Here is a 15,001-nt window from a genome sequence, read left to right on the forward strand (position 1 = left end):
TTTTATGGCTATTTAAGCTGAGTCAGTTTCAGCCTGAATCCGGAATTGACGGGACTGATATGCATTTATCTGTGGATCTATCACAACCCTTACTGAGCATTGTTGCCGCCGTTTATAACGGGGAAAAATTTCTCCCACAGTTTTTTGATTGCCTGCAAAAACAGCGCTTGCCTGCCTGGGAGTTGATTCTGGTTGATGACGGCTCCAAAGATAACACTACCGCCGTGCTGGACGAATGGAAGGAAAAATTTCCGGCTGTCACGGTTATCCGTCAGGAAAATCAGGGTGTTTCTGTTGCCCGCAATACCGGATTTGCTGCCGCGAAAGGGGTTTATGTTACGTTTCCGGATATTGATGATGTGATCCATCCGTCGATGTACGGGCGGTTACTGGATATTTCATTGCAGGGTCAGCTTGATGTGGCGACCTGTAACGGTACTTATGTGTATGAAGACGGACGGGAGCCGAATGCTATTTTTCCGTCGGATCGTCTGCGTTCAACAGGGGTAATATCCGGTCCGCAATGGCTGAAGCGGGCGCTGGATTCCCGTAAATTTTTGCATGTCACCTGGCTTAACCTGTATCGCAGTGCATTTTTACGCGGGCATAACTACCGTTTTGAACCCGGATTACATCATCAGGACATTCCGTGGACTACGGAGCTTCTGCTGACGGCTGAGCGGGTTGAATATATTGATGAATGTTATTACGATTATTTGATCCATTCTGAATCTGTCTCTCATACACCGCAGGATGACAGGATCCGGGTGCGGACCATTCATAATTATATGAAAATCCTTGAAATGCTGGATGTGATTAATCAGCGTCATGCCGATATTGTAAAACAGGTGCCGGCGTGTCACTGGCAGATATCCAAAGAAGGTCTGGGGATACTGCATACCATCAGTGACATTGAATCACCGGCGATACAACAGGCAATGATACAGGAACTGTTCGACCGCGGGATCTGGGCACTGATTTGGGATAATGCTAATGACTTACGCCTGCGCTGGCGGCTTGCCCGGCGCTATCCGCGCCTGAAAGCGATACTGAAAGCCGCCATTGAAGAAGATACCACGACACCGGTCTGATATAACCGGTGTATGAAATTCTCTCACCGCATACTGACTTTGCGCGACAGCAGTGCCACCACCAGTAATAAACCGACGACCACCATCAGTGCGGCAGGCAGTGTAAAACGGTATGCGATAAGCCCGACAGACGCGGGGCCAGCCAGAATACCCAGGTAACCGAGAGTCGTGACCGCAGGAACTGCAACCGCCTGTGGCATACTGGTCTGCCGCCCGATCGCCGAAAACATCACCGGCACCACATTGGCACAGCCCAGCCCGATAAGCCCGTAACCGGTGAGCGCAATCAGCCAGTTATCAGTCAGAACACTCAGCAGCAGACCGCCTGCCGCAAGCAGTGCACCCCACAGCACAACCCGGGGACGCCCGAGAGCTGCAACAATTTTATCACCGGTCAGACGCCCGAGAGACATCAGCACGGCAAAACAGGCAAAGCCCAGCCCGCCAAGGCTGTCCGGCACATTGTGATACTCCGTCAGAAATACCGCACTCCAGTCCAGTACACTCCCTTCTGCCAGAAAAGTGGCAAAGCAGACAATCCCGATAAGCAGCACAGCACCACGCGGCACAGCAAAGGCCGGTCCTTCAGCGGGGTACGCGTAATCCAGAATCCCTTTATAACCGGCAGTCAGCAGCAGCAGGCAGATTATCATCACGACAGATGCCGCCGGAACCGCACCCATACCTGCCAGCATAAAACCACTCATTGCCCCGGCACCGGCTATTCCGCCGACACTGTAAAACCCGTGAAAGCCCGACATCATTGGTTTTGGTGCGGCTTTCTCGACAATAATCGCCTGAATATTCATGGCGCAATCAGTAATTCCGATCCCCATACCAAAAATAACCAGCGCCAGCGCCAGTAACCCGGTATGGTTAATCATCGCGAGTAACGGCAGGGTCAGACTGAGCAGGATAACGGAGGCTGTCATCACCCGGCGGCAGCCGAAGCGGGTTGTCAGAATGCCGGTGAGCGGCATTGCGACCAGTGCACCGCCACCCAGACATAATAATAACAGCCCGAGCACACCATCATTGACCCCGGTATTCAGTTTGGCAAACGGCACCAGTGCAGCCCAGGCGGCAGAGGCAAAGCCGGCCACAAAAAAGAGTGCGCGGGTTGCCATTTGTTCCCGCCGTGCCGGAGCCGGGGCAGGGATAACAGAAAGAATATCACTCATAACTCAAAACCTTATCAGTACAAATTATATATACCCAACGCCATTCAGGATGCAGTCAACGAGTCTGTAGTTTAAATGAATAAGGGTATAAATCAGATCATCATATTAAGGCTAATCATTACCATTCAGAATAGCAAGAGCCTGCTGATGAAGACGGGGACAACCACTGGCAAGAATAGCGCCACCTTTTTCAGGACGTCCGCCGTCAAGGGTAGTCACACAGCCGCCCGCCTGTTCTATTATCGGGATAAATGCGGCTATATCATAAGGCTGCAATGCATAATCAAAGCATAAATCAATACGTCCGGCGGCAACCATCGCCATTGCGTAGCACTCTCCGCCGAAACGGGTCATCAGAACCCTGTCCATCAGTGCAGTCAGTTTTATCGAAGGGAAGCGGGGTATCGGCTCCGGTGAATTGGTATGCAGGATAGTATTTTCCAACGTGATGTTTTTGCGGGTTTCCATCAGGAATGTGCCGTGAGGGCTGCTGTGCCAGCTGTGCTCACCATCAGCCCAGAACCGTTCACCGGTATAAGGCTGGCTCATCATGCCCATAATAGCCCGTTCACGGTAAGTTAACCCCATAAGCGTACCCCAGACCGGTAAACCGAGCAGGAAAGGGCGGGTTCCGTCGACCGGATCGAGGATCCACTGATAATCACTTTCATCCTTTTTACCACTTTCATCACTAAGACCAAACTCCTCGCCCAGCACACTGTGAGAGGGATACACCGCGTTTATCAGCTGCCGCATAGCGATTTCAGCCTGACGATCGGCGTCTGTCACCGGGTCAAAGCTGACCCCCTCTTTGACCTTGGTATCAACACTAAGATGGTGTGAAGGCAAAAAACGGGGCAATGTTTCCTGTGCCGCACGGTTAGCCAGTTGGTGAAAAAATGCAATATCAGGATGGAGTGTGTTCATCAGTTACCTCTTGAATAACGTCGGGTATAAAGGGTTAGTTGACATTTTAAGGTGCTCGGTTATGATTCTTTGTGCAACCTAAAGGAGATTAACTTGCTCGATTATGCAGCTTTTCCGGAACAACGGCAATCCCTGATCAGACAATTATTACAGACAGAGGGACGGGTTCAGTGTAGTGCGCTGGTCACGCAACTGGGTGTGTCAGAGCACACAATACGGCGTGATTTGCAGGTTTTGGCGGAAGAGGGACTCTGTAAACGGGTCTATGGTGGCGCGGTCAGCGTACTTGGTGAAGTGGCAGATTTTCGGCAACGGATCGGGCATAATAGTGCAGAAAAAGAAAATATCGCGCTCGGTTGTGCAGGATTAATTAAAAATAATACAACGGTTTTTCTGGATTCCGGCAGCCTGAATTTACTACTGGCACAGCATATGCCCGCTGATTTCTCACTGACGGTTGTGACGCATACACCGCTTATCGCCGCAGAACTCACTAAATATCCGCAGTTTGAACTGATTGTACTGGGCGGAAAACTGCATCAGCCGTCAGGTGCCTGTCTGGGTATTGAGGCACTGCAACAGTTGTCAAACCTGTATATTGATCTTTGTTTTCTCGGCGGCTGCGCGATGGATTCGGATGGCGGGGTCACCGTTGCCGGGTTCGAGGAGGCAGCATTTAAACGTGCGCTGGTGCAGCAGAGTAACCAGGTTGTCACCGGGATAACTGCCGGTAAGCTGGGACGGATCTCCCGTCACCGTGTGGCGGAGTGTCAGGATTTGAGCCATATCGTGCTCGGCAAGAGTATTCCGCAATCAGCCCGTGACCTGCTTATACAGCAGGGATTGTCCCTTGTTATGGTATAAACTGAGCCGGGTTGGCGGTGCTCCGTATCTGCCGCACTCACTTTTCTCCGCTGTTGTTTTTTCTCACGCAAACGATTGCTTCCCGGTGCATTCTGAGGGAGAATAAACGCATCAGGCGATATGCCTATTATTAATCCTGTCTGGAGAGTGCAAGATGCAAAAGAAAGCTGAACTGTATCGTGGTAAAGCCAAAACCGTCTATACCACGGATAATCCTGATTTGCTGATTCTGGAATTTCGCAACGATACATCAGCACTGGATGGTGAGCGCATCGAGCAATTTGACCGTAAAGGTATGGTTAATAACAAATTTAATCATTTTATCATGAGTAAGCTGGAAGCGGCGGGGATCCCGACCCAGATGGAGCAACTGCTGTCTGATACCGATGTTCTGGTGAAAAAACTGGATATGGTGCCGGTCGAGTGTGTGATCCGCAACCGCGCTGCCGGCTCCCTGGTTAAACGCCTCGGTACAGAAGAGGGGCTGGTGCTGAATCCGCCAATTTTTGACCTTTTCCTGAAAAATGACGAGAAACACGACCCGATGATCAACGAGTCTTACTGTGAAACGTTTGGCTGGGTCAGTCAGGAAAACCTCGCTGAAATGAAGCGTCTGAGCTATCTCGCCAATGATGTGTTATCCCGCCTGTTTGATGATGCCGGTCTTATCCTGGTGGATTTCAAACTGGAATTCGGTCTGTATAAAGGACAGGTTGTGCTGGGGGATGAGTTTTCGCCGGACGGCAGCCGTTTATGGGATAAAGAAACCCTCAATAAAATGGATAAAGACCGTTTCCGTCAGAGTCTGGGCGGCCTTATTGAAGCCTACGAAGAAGTGGCTCGCCGTCTGGGTGTTGAGTTGGATTAATGATTATGTATATGCCCGACGAACCTGTAGTTTGAATGAATAAGGGTATAAAGCAGCTCCGGCTGCTTTTTAACAGCACACTGAAAGAAAGAAGCGTTTTTCCTCACCTGGTTTTCTCTGTACTATATACTTAATACTTCTCCTATACCCAACGGCATTCAGGATGCGGGCAGGCTTCCCTGCGCTAACGAACCTGCGGTTTGAATGAATAAGGGTATATCATCGGAACAGAGAGCTATCATGCGTTGGCAAGGGCGTCGTCAGAGCGACAATATAGAAGATCGCCGGGGTTCCGGCAGCAGAATGCCGGGTGGATCATCCGGCGGACCACGTATTCCCCTGCCGCGCGGTAAAGCCGGTCTGGTGGTGATCGTGATCGTTGTTGTTGCCGGGTTTTACGGTATTGACCTGACGGGTTTTATTTCCGGCGACCCGATGGGTGCCGGGCAAACTTCCGCGCAACAGCGTCCGGTGCAAAACAGTGCACAGGAACAGAAACAGGCTGAATTTACCGGTGTGATGCTGGCGGAAACAGAAGCGGTCTGGGCACAGAAGTTTTCACAGATGAACCGTCAGTACCGCGAGCCGAAGCTGGTGCTGTACCGTGGTGCCACGCCTACGGGATGTGGCGCGGGGCAGGCAGTAATGGGTCCGTTTTATTGTCCGGCTGACCAGAAAGTGTATATCGATCTCTCTTTTTATGATGATATGCGCACCAAACTGGCGGCGGGCGGGGATTTTGCTCAGGGCTATGTGGTTGCTCATGAAGTGGGGCACCATGTTCAGCACCTGCTGGGCATTGACAGCCAGGTACGTGAGCGTCAGCAGCGCAGCAGTCAGAAAGAAGCAAACCGGTTATCTGTTAAAATGGAATTACAGGCGGACTGCTTTGCCGGTATCTGGGGGCATGAAATGAAGAATGCCGGGATACTCGAACAGGGGGATTTACAGAACGCACTGGATGCGGCGCAGGCTATCGGTGATGACCGCCTGCAAAAACAGAGTCAGGGACGGGTTATCCCGGACAGCTTTACACACGGTACATCCGCACAGCGCCATGAATGGTTTAAACGCGGTTTTGACACCGGCGATATTGCGCAATGTGATACATTTTCCGCATTAAAATAACAATATCTGCCCGGTTTATTCCTGTACCGGCCGGGCAGGTTTGATTATCCGTCTGCAAGCGCATACTATCTGTGGTTTTCATTCCCCCTGATGCAGGATCTCACATGAGCAATATTGACCCGACCCTGATTATTCTGTTGGTTTTAGCCGGACTCGGGCTTATCAGTAACAATATGACGGTAACTCTTGCCCTTCTTTTTTTGCTGGCAGTGCGTATTACGCCACTGAACGGCTATTTTCCGTTTGTTGAAAAATACGGACTGAAATTCGGGATACTTATCCTGACTATCGGGGTGATGGCGCCTATTGCCAGCGGGAAAATCAGTGCCGGTGATGTGCTGAGTTCCTTTCTGAACTGGAAATCCCTGCTGGCGATAGCTATCGGAATAATGGTTTCATGGCTCGGCAGTCGCGGGGTCACACTGATGAGTAACCAGCCATCGACGGTTGCCGGCTTGCTGGTCGGGACCATTATCGGCGTGGCTATGTTTAAAGGTGTGCCGGTCGGACCGCTGATTGCAGCGGGGATACTCTCAATGCTGATCGGCAAAGCGTAGCGGATACCGATGCTGCCTGCGACACTCCCTCTTTGCACAGAACAACTCAGCGTACAAGGCGTACGCCGGTTGTGGGTATTAAGCGGAAGTGATAGCTGGTGTGAGGAAACACTGCGCGATATTATGGCGGCAGTGCCCGGCGACTGGCCGGTGATTTCTTCACAGTTGCAGGGAGCGGTTGCCCCCCCGCAGGCGCGGTTATTGCTGGGACGGGAATTTTTTCACGGCGTATTTGACGCCCGCCGGGGGCTTCACACTGAAGCGATGGCAATGCTGACCGGCACTTTACAGGCAGGCAGCTGGCTGATTTTGTTATTGCCCTCTGAACCGGAGTGGCAGACACGTCCCGACGAAGACAGCCTGCGCTGGAATGATCGCGGGCAATTAATCCCCACCCCCCGTTTTATGCGCCATCTGGCACAGACTCTGGATCATGAGGCGGTTGTCCGCTGGAATGAAGGACAACCCTGCCAATTATCTCTTTTGCCACAGCGGGCACGCTGGCTGCCGCCGGATGGCTCTCCCACACCTGATCAGCAATCGGTATTGTCACAACTGCGTCAGGCGGAAAAGGGTATTTTTGGTCTTCCTGCTGCCCGCGGACGGGGGAAATCGGCTCTCGCCGGTCTGTTTCTGGCACAGACACCGGGTCATCATCTGTTATGCGCGCCGGCAAAAGTATCGGTTTCTGTTATTCAGCGTTATCTCAGTCAGTCTGATAATGTGGAATTTATTCCGCCGGACAATCTGCTTGTTTTAAGTGAAACCGCCGATCTCAGCGGATACTGCTGGCTGGTTATCGATGAAGCCGCAATGATCCCGTTACCACAGCTTTCGCGGATTGTGGCAGCATTCCCCCGCGTTCTGCTGCTATCCACTGTTCAGGGCTATGAAGGCACCGGGCGCGGTTTTTTACTCAAATTCTGTTATACCTTGCCGGATTTCAGGCTGCTTTCGCTGACCCGTCCGGTTCGTTGGGCGGACAATGATCCGCTGGAAAACTGGCTGAATAACGCACTGTTACTGGAAGAACCGGCAGAAATACCTGTGTCACCGGGGACGGGTGAGTATCAGTCGTTATCGCAACAGGCACTGTGTGATGACCCGGAATTGCTTGCCGGGTTTTACGGCTTGCTCACTGCCGCGCATTACCGGACATCCCCGCTTGATTTACGGCGGCTGACTGATGCCGGCGGACAGCATTTTTCGCTGTTTCGTCAGCGCGGACATGTCGCTGCGGCTCTCTGGATGGTTGATGAGGGCGGATTGTCCGCAGCGCTGTCACAGGCTGTCTGGGCAGGGTTCCGGCGGCCTCCCGGTAATCTGCTGGCACAGTCACTGGCGGCACACAGTTATTTCCCGCAGGCGGCACAGCTTGTTTCTCGACGCATCAGCCGGATAGCCGTTCACGGTGCATACCGGCGCAACGCACTGGGGCGGGAACTGTTACGGCGGGCGGCGGAAGATGCAAAAGCCTGCGGACTGGATTATTTATCTGTCAGCTTTGGTTATACACCTGAACTGGCAGCATTCTGGACAGCTTGCGGATTTCATTTTGCCAGGATGGGCACACATCTTGAAGCAGGCAGTGGTTGCTATACAGCCATGCTGCTGTTGCCGCTTTCACCAGCAGGTGAAACACTGGCTGAAGCCGCACGACAGCAGTTTGCCCGTGATTGCAGTGTGCTTTCCCGCACATGGGGATTTTCACCGGCAACCCCGGTCAGGGCAACGGCACTGAATGATACTGAGTGGATGATGCTCGCCGGTTTTGCGTTTGCCGCCAAACCGCAGGCAGCAGCAGATCCTGCACTGACATTATTACTGATATGCTATCCGGAACAGACGGCGCGGCTATCCGCTCTGTTATCAGGAAATACAACAAATGACAGCACACTGAAACAGCAGCAGATAAACGGGAAGAAAGCATTACTTAGTGCATTACGGCAGGAAACAGCGGAGGTACTGCACTCGCTGCGCCCGGAATGGGCACAGCAGACGGCATCAATAATTACGGCTTTTTAGATGAATTATCCGGGCGGTCGTCATCTTCATCATCCCATTGGGCATTATTATCACGATGTGGTGGCAACTCACGGCGGTTCAGCAGGTATTTTTTGTGATCCACCCGCTTTAAATCCTTAATTGCATTCAGAATAATACCAAAAAACAGCACCAGGATGATCCACCAGTAGTCTGCTAACCATTGTTGCATGTGATTACCTTTTCTTTATCTATATCTGTCCGATACAATTTGATCGTGTCGCAAAGACAGATTACCACATTTGAGATGTTGCTGAGCATCTGTTTACCGGTGGCACTAAAAACCGATACCTGTACCGATCCCGACAGATGCACCATCGGAGCCGCCGGACGCGCCGACACCCACCCCTGCACAGCCGGACAACATAATAACGGCAATAAAAGTGATTATCTTCAGCATATATACCCCTATTCATTCAAACTGCAGGTTCGTTGGCTGTCTTTCCTTGCCGCCTTCCTGAATGACGTTGGGGTATAACCCCTTGCAATTGAAGAGACCGGGTTGTACAGATACAGAAAAGAGTATACCGAAATTAAAAAAAAAGCTCTCTGCATCCGCGGAGAGCTTAAAAAAAAGAAAATAACCAATTGGTACCACGCGGAAAACAATAACAGCACTGAGTTAAACAGTGATGTAACGAATTAACCGACAGACAGTGTTTTATCGCTTTTTTCACTCTGAATAAGACTCTGCAGGTGTATTTTGCTGACCTTTTTTGAGTAAGATATGTGGTCTTACCTCTATCATTTTGCTTTATATCATAAATAAATGTTATTCGTTTTTTCATTCTTAAATGTTCAGGCTATTTCCGGCGTTCCGGTTATTTGATCTTTATTTTATCCTGTAATACATTCAGGAATATCCGGTTTTTCTCATATCAGTTATTTTATTTTTTATCAGTTTGTTCTTGTTTTTCAATGAAAAATCCTCAGGAATATAAATTAACATTTGTTTGTTTTAATTATCCGGCAAATAACCTACTGACTTTTATAGCGTAATAATGATGATTATACGGGAGCATCAGGATGGACAAAACAATCCGGCAAGTGACATTTGAATTGCTGCGACAACTGAATATAACCACGGTATTTGGTAACCCGGGGTCGACGGAAGAAACGTTTCTGAAAAATTTTCCGGCAGATTTCCGTTATATCCAGACATTACATGAATCCTCCGCTGTGGCAGCGGCAGATGGCTATGCGCAATCCACACGCAATGTGGCTCTGGTAAATGTGCATACATCTGCCGGGCTGAGCAATGCGATGAGTAATATTCTGACCGCATTTATGAACCGCACGCCGCTGATTATTACTGCAGGTAACCAGACCCGCGACATGCTGCTGATGGAGCCGTGGCTGACTAACATTGAACCGGAAACACTGCCGAAACCCTGGGTGAAATGGAGTTATCAGCCGGTCAGGGCAGAAGATGTTCCGGCGGCATTTATGCGCGCGTATGCGATGGCGCTGCAACCGCCGGCAGGCCCGGTCTTTTTATCCATTCCGCTGGATGACTGGGATCAACCGGCGGGTGCGGCACCCGCGGTTGTCCGCTCGGTGACTCAGCGTATAGGGCCGGACCCGGTGCGGATCAGGGAATTTGCGCAGGCACTGTCTGCGGCGAAAAACCCGGTGCTTATTTATGGCTCTGCGATTGCGCGGGGAGAGGGCTGGGATGCAGGGATCCGGCTGGCAGAAAAACTGAATATCCCGGTACATGCAGCACCTGCCTCAGAACGCCCGCCATTTCCGGAATCGCACCCGCTGTATGCCGGTGGTCTGCCGTTTGCGATAAAACCGCTGTCAGACAAGCTCGCCGGGCATGATGTGGCTATAGTGATCGGTGCGCCGGTATTCCGTTATTATCCGTATGTTGCCGGTGAATATATCCCGCAGGGATTGCGTCTGCTGCATGTAACAGACGATCCGTCTGAAGCGGGTCGCGCGCCGGTGGGTGACAGTCTGCTGTGTGATGCGGTATTGGCGGTCGAGCAGTTAACCGAACTGGTTGCCGCGCGTCCGGCACGGGCTGCTGCCATCAGTAAGCAGCCGCATGGCATGGCTGCGCACCCTGCGGCACCGGAGCCTGCTGCAGGCAGTGTATTAAGTGCAGCGCAACTATTCCGCGCGGTAAGACGGGTGGTGCCTGAAAATGCCATTCTGGTGGAAGAATCGCCGTCCAACCTCGGTGAACTGCATACCGCCTGGCCTATTGATAAACCGGATTCCTTCTATACCTTTGCCAGCGGATCGCTGGGCTGGAACCTGCCGGCAAGTGCCGGGATAGCGCTCGGTGAACGGGACAGCGGGCGAAACCGCCCTGTAGTGGCGATAATCGGTGACGGCTCTATGCAGTATTCGGTTCAGGGATTATGGACGGCGGCACAGCATCAGTTACCGGTGCTGTTTATTATTCCGGAAAACCGCCAGTACGGCATTCTGAAATCGTTTGCCATACTGGAAGAGACGCCGGGTGTGCCGGGGCTGGACATTCCGGGACTGGATATTGTCGCACTGGCAACGGGTTACGGCTGTACAGCGGTCAGGGCAGAGACGGAAGATGAAGTAAAGGATGCCTGTAAAGCGGCGCTGGCGCGTAAAGGACCGACTGTACTGGTTGTGCCGATTCAGCCGTCAATACCGCCGCTGATATAAAGACAGTGATTAAGATTAAGTTATCAATCATTTGATTTTAAAGTTTATTTCCTGATTTCAATAGTCTGAGTCGTGTCCCGGTTAAAACGGGGCGCGGCTTTGTTGTTTGATCTCAGAAGCCGGTTGAATATGCTATTACATAACGATAACATCGTGCAGACATATCATCGCCGGAGAGAGATAAAAAGGATGTCATTTACACGCTTGCTGCTGTTGTTATCCGGCTGGATTGCCGTTGTACTGGCAACACTGGGGGTTGTTTTGCCTCTGTTGCCGACAACGCCGTTTCTGCTGTTGGCGGCATGGTGCTTCTCCCGTTCATCCCCGCGTTTTCATCACTGGCTGCTGTACCGTTCCTGGTTCGGCGGCTATATCCGTCACTGGCAGGAACACAAAGGTCTGCCGCGCAAAGCGAAGCGCCGTGCGGTGATCGTCATTTTAATGACCTTTGCTGTTTCTCTCTGGCTGGTGAAACTGATTTATATCCGGTTGCTGTTACTGGTGATTTTAGCCTGCCTGCTGATTTTCATGCTGCGTTTGCCGGAGACTGAAGAGATGCCGCTGCAACCCCCGGCGGCATCAGAGAAAAAGCCGGGAAAACCGGAAGATTAGTTACTTTTCGGCAGACGGACCCGGCAGACGGACATAGTGCTGATAAATACTATCCAGGTTTGCCAGAAGCCAGGTTTTCCCGGCAATTTCCTGCGTGTTCAGCACTTGTTCCAGTGTATCCACAGTGTAAAGCTGCTCCGCTTCATATGAGAGCGGCCAATAGCTGATATGCCAGGGCTCATACGCCACGCCACCTGTTTTTTTCTGTGTGAACGGCAGATAAAAATCAAACTGCGCCATATTTTCTGTCAGCCAGGCAGACAGCGCCGCAAAATAACCGCCTTCTTCGTATTCCCAAGGCTCAAGTTGCAGCGATGTGTCAGCAGGCAGGCGGAACGGATCGTAATAATCCACCTCCGTTCCCCAGTGATGACGGCTGGCACCCGGCAGGGCAGACCAGCGCAGAATTGCCTGACAACGTTGCGCTTCTGACAGCACAGATACATCCAGCGGGCGGTTATCCGCATCATTTACAGTGCGGGTTCCGGCAAATTTCTCATTCCAGATACTCTGCTGGCGCGCAAAATCACGGAACGAACTGGCAGGCATCAGTTTAAATCCTGCCCCGGCAGCAGCTTTCTGCATTGCCAGAAACGCTTTGGTGGCATTGAATTGCAGGTGATGATTACCGGCAAAATTAATCACATGGTCACGCGTCTGCCCGGTCAGCATCTCAAAGGTCATCATAGTAAAATCTGCTCCATAATGCGCTGATAGATACGGCTGAGTTGCTGCAAATCAGCGGCACTTACACATTCATCTACTTTATGGATTGTGGCATTTAGCGGACCCAGTTCAACAACCTGTGTGCCCATCTGTGCGATAAAGCGTCCGTCTGATGTTCCGCCGCTGGTTGATAATTCCGGCGTCAGGTGGCAATACTGCCCGACAGCGTGGCAAACCACCTCTGTCAGTGGCCCTTCAGGCGTCAGGAACGGATGCCCGGAGAGTGACCAGCTGATACTGTGCGGTAACTGATGCATCTCCAGCAGAGCAGCAACACGGGCTTCCAGCTGCGTACTGGTTGATTCACTGCTGAAGCGGAAATTAAACTGCACGAACAAATCACCCGGGATAATATTATTGCTGCCCGTTCCGGCGTGAATATTAGCTATCTGCATACTGGTCGGCGGGAAGAATTCGTTGCCGCTGTCCCAGTGTGTGCTGATAAGCTCCTGTATAAAAGGTATAGCCCGGTGAACCGGATTATCCGCCAGATGCGGATACGCAACGTGCCCCTGAATACCGTGAATGGTCAGATTAGCTGTAATTGAGCCGCGGCGGCCATTTTTGATGGTATCCCCCAGTTGTGTCTGGCTTGATGGCTCGCCGACCAGGCAATATTCCACCTTTTCATTGCGCTTTATCAGCGCTTCCACAACTTTCACTGTGCCGTCGGTCGCGGCAGCCTCTTCATCGGAGGTAATCAGAAATGCCAGGCGACCCGGATATTGCGGATAACGCGAGACAAAGCGCTCTGCGGCAACAATCATGGCAGCGAGAGAGCCTTTCATATCCGCAGCACCACGCCCGTACAGCATGCCGTCTATCAGGGAGGGTTCAAAAGGCGGGGTGCGCCAGCGGGTGGTATCTCCCGGCGGTACTACGTCCGTATGTCCGGCAAAGGCGAGGGTTTTTCCGTTGCCGCCCCGGTGCGCCCAGAAATTTTGTGTGTCGCCGGAAGGCATTTGTTCAACGGTAAAGCCGATTGCCGCCAGGCGTTCAGTCATCAGTACCTGGCAGCCGTTATCGTCCGGGCTGACAGATTCGCGGCTGATGAGTTGTTTTGCCAGTTCAATTACAGGACAATGCATTGTGCTTCCTTACTTAATTTATATACCCAACGTCATTCAAGATGCAGGCAGGCGGCATGGGAAGATAGACGGGGAGCATACATCAGTATGTGACCCGGCTAGCTGAGTACCGCCAACGAACCTGCAGTTTGAATGAATAAGGGTATAGCGATATTCAGCGGCAGAACTGCTGATAGTCATCAGCTTTAAAACCAAGGTGGTAGCGACCGTCCGGGGAAACCAGCACCGGGCGTTTAATTAAGGCCGGTTTTTCCGTCATCAGGCGGATCGCAGCAACGGTATCCGTAGCGGCATCCTGTTCTGTTTTATCCAGTTGACGCCAGGTGGTACCGCGTTTATTGAGCAGTTGTGTCAGGTCAATATGACGGATAAATTCTGTCAGCAGCGTGGCATCAATGCCGTCCTGCCGGTAGTCGTGAAATTCATATGCGATCCCGTTTGTATCCAGCCACGCGCGGGCTTTTTTCATCGTGTCGCAATTTTTGATACCGAAAATCCGGTAGACTGAGGGTGTATTTTTCATCTTTAATCCTTTGTCGTGAACACGAAAAATAGCATAATGCGGTAATTTGGCGTAGTTATCCAGAGCGTTACGCGCAGAGAATATTCGATAAATGGAAAAAAGTGAGTTAGCATTACACCAAAACCGGATAAATACATCCGGAAGATGTTGAGACGGGATAGATGAGAGAGTTCTTAGCCATAAGCACGCTGTTGTTTGCCGGGTTTACCTTTGCGGGACAAACAGATTTTTATCTGACTGAGCTCCAGCACAAGTTTGTGGAAAACAGTGAATTGTGCCTTGATGAGCACAAATGGCCGCAACTGAGTTCAAGCCAGTCCGAACCCTGGATGATTTCGCGCCTCAATGCCCTGGCAACGGTGGGGTTAATCACCGCAACCATTAAACCTGAAGGTGTGGAGTACACACTGACAGAAAAAGGGCGTGATGCCTGGCAGGCTCGTGAAGATTTCTGTTACGGAGCCCTGCGTATCAGCAAAGTCACTGCCATTGAATTTCAGGAAAACGGTATTAATACCGTTTATTTTTACTATGGTGTGACAGATATGCCGGACTGGGCGCGGGATAAAAGTATCCGTTACGCGTACAGTGAGGTGGATACCGTTATCCGCGGAATGAATAAAGAAGTTATCCAGGTGGATGTCCGAGAAAATCCGGACGGTACACTGGAGCTGCTTAATTATCCGACACCTGCCAGTATTGACAGTGAAAACGAATAATCCCCAAGACGTGCCCGGG

16 protein-coding genes are annotated in these 15,001 nt (G+C 51.4%); 9 read left to right on the forward strand and 7 right to left on the reverse strand.

Going from position 1 to position 15,001, the window contains the following annotated elements; translation table 11 throughout:
• Positions 1-59: 59 nt before the first annotated feature.
• Positions 60-1,091: a glycosyltransferase gene (locus ACMHKJ_RS00265; protein WP_413491499.1), complete on the forward strand. Its 1,032-nt coding sequence runs from the start codon at positions 60-62 to the stop codon at positions 1,089-1,091.
• Between the two features lie 23 nt (positions 1,092-1,114).
• On the opposite strand, the gene ACMHKJ_RS00270 is transcribed toward ACMHKJ_RS00265, so the two are convergent.
• Both ACMHKJ_RS00270 and ACMHKJ_RS00275 read right to left on the reverse strand, forming a co-directional pair.
• Entirely contained in the window at positions 1,115-2,272 is a 1,158-nt protein-coding gene (locus ACMHKJ_RS00270; protein ID WP_413491500.1) for an MFS transporter, read from the reverse strand.
• A gap of 111 nt (positions 2,273-2,383) precedes the next feature.
• A complete protein-coding gene (locus ACMHKJ_RS00275; protein WP_413491501.1) occupies positions 2,384-3,199 on the reverse strand; it encodes an inositol monophosphatase family protein in 816 nt (271 codons plus the stop codon).
• 93 nt (positions 3,200-3,292) lie between these two features.
• On the opposite strand from ACMHKJ_RS00275, the gene ACMHKJ_RS00280 reads away from it, so the two are divergent.
• The 5 genes from ACMHKJ_RS00280 to ACMHKJ_RS00300 all read left to right on the forward strand — a co-directional run bounded on the left by ACMHKJ_RS00280 (position 3,293) and on the right by ACMHKJ_RS00300 (position 8,641).
• Positions 3,293-4,063: a DeoR/GlpR family DNA-binding transcription regulator gene (locus tag ACMHKJ_RS00280; RefSeq protein WP_413491502.1), complete on the forward strand. Its 771-nt coding sequence runs from the start codon at positions 3,293-3,295 to the stop codon at positions 4,061-4,063.
• A gap of 154 nt (positions 4,064-4,217) precedes the next feature.
• Positions 4,218-4,931, forward strand: a complete 714-nt coding sequence (gene purC / locus ACMHKJ_RS00285) for a phosphoribosylaminoimidazolesuccinocarboxamide synthase (protein ID WP_413491503.1) — start codon at positions 4,218-4,220, stop codon at positions 4,929-4,931.
• 240 nt (positions 4,932-5,171) lie between these two features.
• The gene (gene ypfJ / locus ACMHKJ_RS00290) at positions 5,172-6,059 is read left to right on the forward strand and encodes a KPN_02809 family neutral zinc metallopeptidase (protein WP_413491504.1); all 888 of its coding nucleotides are present in this window, start codon (positions 5,172-5,174) and stop codon (positions 6,057-6,059) included.
• A 104-nt stretch (positions 6,060-6,163) separates the two neighbouring features.
• Positions 6,164-6,616 carry a DUF441 domain-containing protein gene (locus tag ACMHKJ_RS00295; protein ID WP_413491505.1) on the forward strand — a complete coding sequence of 151 codons (453 nt, stop codon included), beginning with the start codon at positions 6,164-6,166 and terminating at the stop codon, positions 6,614-6,616.
• A gap of 9 nt (positions 6,617-6,625) precedes the next feature.
• Positions 6,626-8,641, forward strand: coding sequence for a tRNA(Met) cytidine acetyltransferase TmcA (locus ACMHKJ_RS00300; RefSeq protein WP_413491506.1), 2,016 nt, complete (start codon positions 6,626-6,628; stop codon positions 8,639-8,641).
• On the opposite strand, the gene ACMHKJ_RS00305 is transcribed toward ACMHKJ_RS00300, so the two are convergent.
• Together ACMHKJ_RS00305 and ACMHKJ_RS00310 are read right to left on the reverse strand one after the other, a co-directional pair.
• On the reverse strand, positions 8,628-8,831 hold the full coding sequence (locus tag ACMHKJ_RS00305) for a YpfN family protein (RefSeq protein WP_413491507.1): 204 nt from the start codon (positions 8,829-8,831) through the stop codon (positions 8,628-8,630). The genes ACMHKJ_RS00300 and ACMHKJ_RS00305 overlap by 14 nt on opposite strands.
• A gap of 105 nt (positions 8,832-8,936) precedes the next feature.
• Positions 8,937-9,059, reverse strand: a complete 123-nt coding sequence (locus ACMHKJ_RS00310) for a hypothetical protein (RefSeq protein WP_413491508.1) — start codon at positions 9,057-9,059, stop codon at positions 8,937-8,939.
• Between the two features lie 626 nt (positions 9,060-9,685).
• On the opposite strand from ACMHKJ_RS00310, the gene mdlC reads away from it, so the two are divergent.
• Entirely contained in the window at positions 9,686-11,314 is a 1,629-nt protein-coding gene (gene mdlC / locus ACMHKJ_RS00315; RefSeq protein ID WP_413491509.1) for a benzoylformate decarboxylase, read from the forward strand.
• A gap of 189 nt (positions 11,315-11,503) precedes the next feature.
• Positions 11,504-11,926, forward strand: a complete 423-nt coding sequence (locus tag ACMHKJ_RS00320) for a DUF454 family protein (RefSeq protein ID WP_413491510.1) — start codon at positions 11,504-11,506, stop codon at positions 11,924-11,926.
• On the opposite strand, the gene ACMHKJ_RS00325 is transcribed toward ACMHKJ_RS00320, so the two are convergent.
• The 3 genes from ACMHKJ_RS00325 to ACMHKJ_RS00335 all read right to left on the reverse strand — a co-directional run bounded on the left by ACMHKJ_RS00325 (position 11,927) and on the right by ACMHKJ_RS00335 (position 14,263).
• Positions 11,927-12,613 (reverse strand): M15 family metallopeptidase, encoded by a 687-nt coding sequence (locus tag ACMHKJ_RS00325; RefSeq protein WP_413491511.1) that lies wholly within the window; start codon positions 12,611-12,613, stop codon positions 11,927-11,929.
• Positions 12,610-13,740: a succinyl-diaminopimelate desuccinylase gene (dapE, locus tag ACMHKJ_RS00330; protein WP_413491512.1), complete on the reverse strand. Its 1,131-nt coding sequence runs from the start codon at positions 13,738-13,740 to the stop codon at positions 12,610-12,612. The genes ACMHKJ_RS00325 and dapE overlap by 4 nt, the downstream gene beginning before the upstream one ends.
• A gap of 154 nt (positions 13,741-13,894) precedes the next feature.
• Positions 13,895-14,263: an ArsC family reductase gene (locus tag ACMHKJ_RS00335; protein ID WP_413491513.1), complete on the reverse strand. Its 369-nt coding sequence runs from the start codon at positions 14,261-14,263 to the stop codon at positions 13,895-13,897.
• A gap of 161 nt (positions 14,264-14,424) precedes the next feature.
• Here ACMHKJ_RS00335 and ACMHKJ_RS00340 point away from each other — a divergent pair, with 161 nt between their 5' ends.
• Positions 14,425-14,982, forward strand: a complete 558-nt coding sequence (locus ACMHKJ_RS00340; protein ID WP_067398312.1) for a hypothetical protein — start codon at positions 14,425-14,427, stop codon at positions 14,980-14,982.
• The last annotated feature ends 19 nt before the right edge of the window (positions 14,983-15,001 follow it).

Source organism: Morganella psychrotolerans (assembly GCF_965118875.1).
Taxonomy (GTDB): domain Bacteria; phylum Pseudomonadota; class Gammaproteobacteria; order Enterobacterales; family Enterobacteriaceae; genus Morganella; species Morganella psychrotolerans_C.

Coding starts and splice junctions, on each gene's coding strand:
- ACMHKJ_RS00265 (WP_413491499.1), top strand. CDS start 60: ATGCATTTATCTGTGGATCTATCACAACCCTTACTGAGCATTGTTGCC.
- ACMHKJ_RS00320 (WP_413491510.1), top strand. CDS start 11,504: ATGTCATTTACACGCTTGCTGCTGTTGTTATCCGGCTGGATTGCCGTT.
- dapE (WP_413491512.1), bottom strand. CDS start 13,740: ATGCATTGTCCTGTAATTGAACTGGCAAAACAACTCATCAGCCGCGAA.
- ACMHKJ_RS00295 (WP_413491505.1), top strand. CDS start 6,164: ATGAGCAATATTGACCCGACCCTGATTATTCTGTTGGTTTTAGCCGGA.
- ACMHKJ_RS00300 (WP_413491506.1), top strand. CDS start 6,626: ATGCTGCCTGCGACACTCCCTCTTTGCACAGAACAACTCAGCGTACAA.
- mdlC (WP_413491509.1), top strand. CDS start 9,686: ATGGACAAAACAATCCGGCAAGTGACATTTGAATTGCTGCGACAACTG.
- ACMHKJ_RS00275 (WP_413491501.1), bottom strand. CDS start 3,199: ATGAACACACTCCATCCTGATATTGCATTTTTTCACCAACTGGCTAAC.
- ACMHKJ_RS00270 (WP_413491500.1), bottom strand. CDS start 2,272: ATGAGTGATATTCTTTCTGTTATCCCTGCCCCGGCTCCGGCACGGCGG.
- ACMHKJ_RS00335 (WP_413491513.1), bottom strand. CDS start 14,263: ATGAAAAATACACCCTCAGTCTACCGGATTTTCGGTATCAAAAATTGC.
- ACMHKJ_RS00325 (WP_413491511.1), bottom strand. CDS start 12,613: ATGATGACCTTTGAGATGCTGACCGGGCAGACGCGTGACCATGTGATT.
- ACMHKJ_RS00305 (WP_413491507.1), bottom strand. CDS start 8,831: ATGCAACAATGGTTAGCAGACTACTGGTGGATCATCCTGGTGCTGTTT.
- ypfJ (WP_413491504.1), top strand. CDS start 5,172: ATGCGTTGGCAAGGGCGTCGTCAGAGCGACAATATAGAAGATCGCCGG.
- ACMHKJ_RS00340 (WP_067398312.1), top strand. CDS start 14,425: ATGAGAGAGTTCTTAGCCATAAGCACGCTGTTGTTTGCCGGGTTTACC.
- purC (WP_413491503.1), top strand. CDS start 4,218: ATGCAAAAGAAAGCTGAACTGTATCGTGGTAAAGCCAAAACCGTCTAT.
- ACMHKJ_RS00310 (WP_413491508.1), bottom strand. CDS start 9,059: ATGCTGAAGATAATCACTTTTATTGCCGTTATTATGTTGTCCGGCTGT.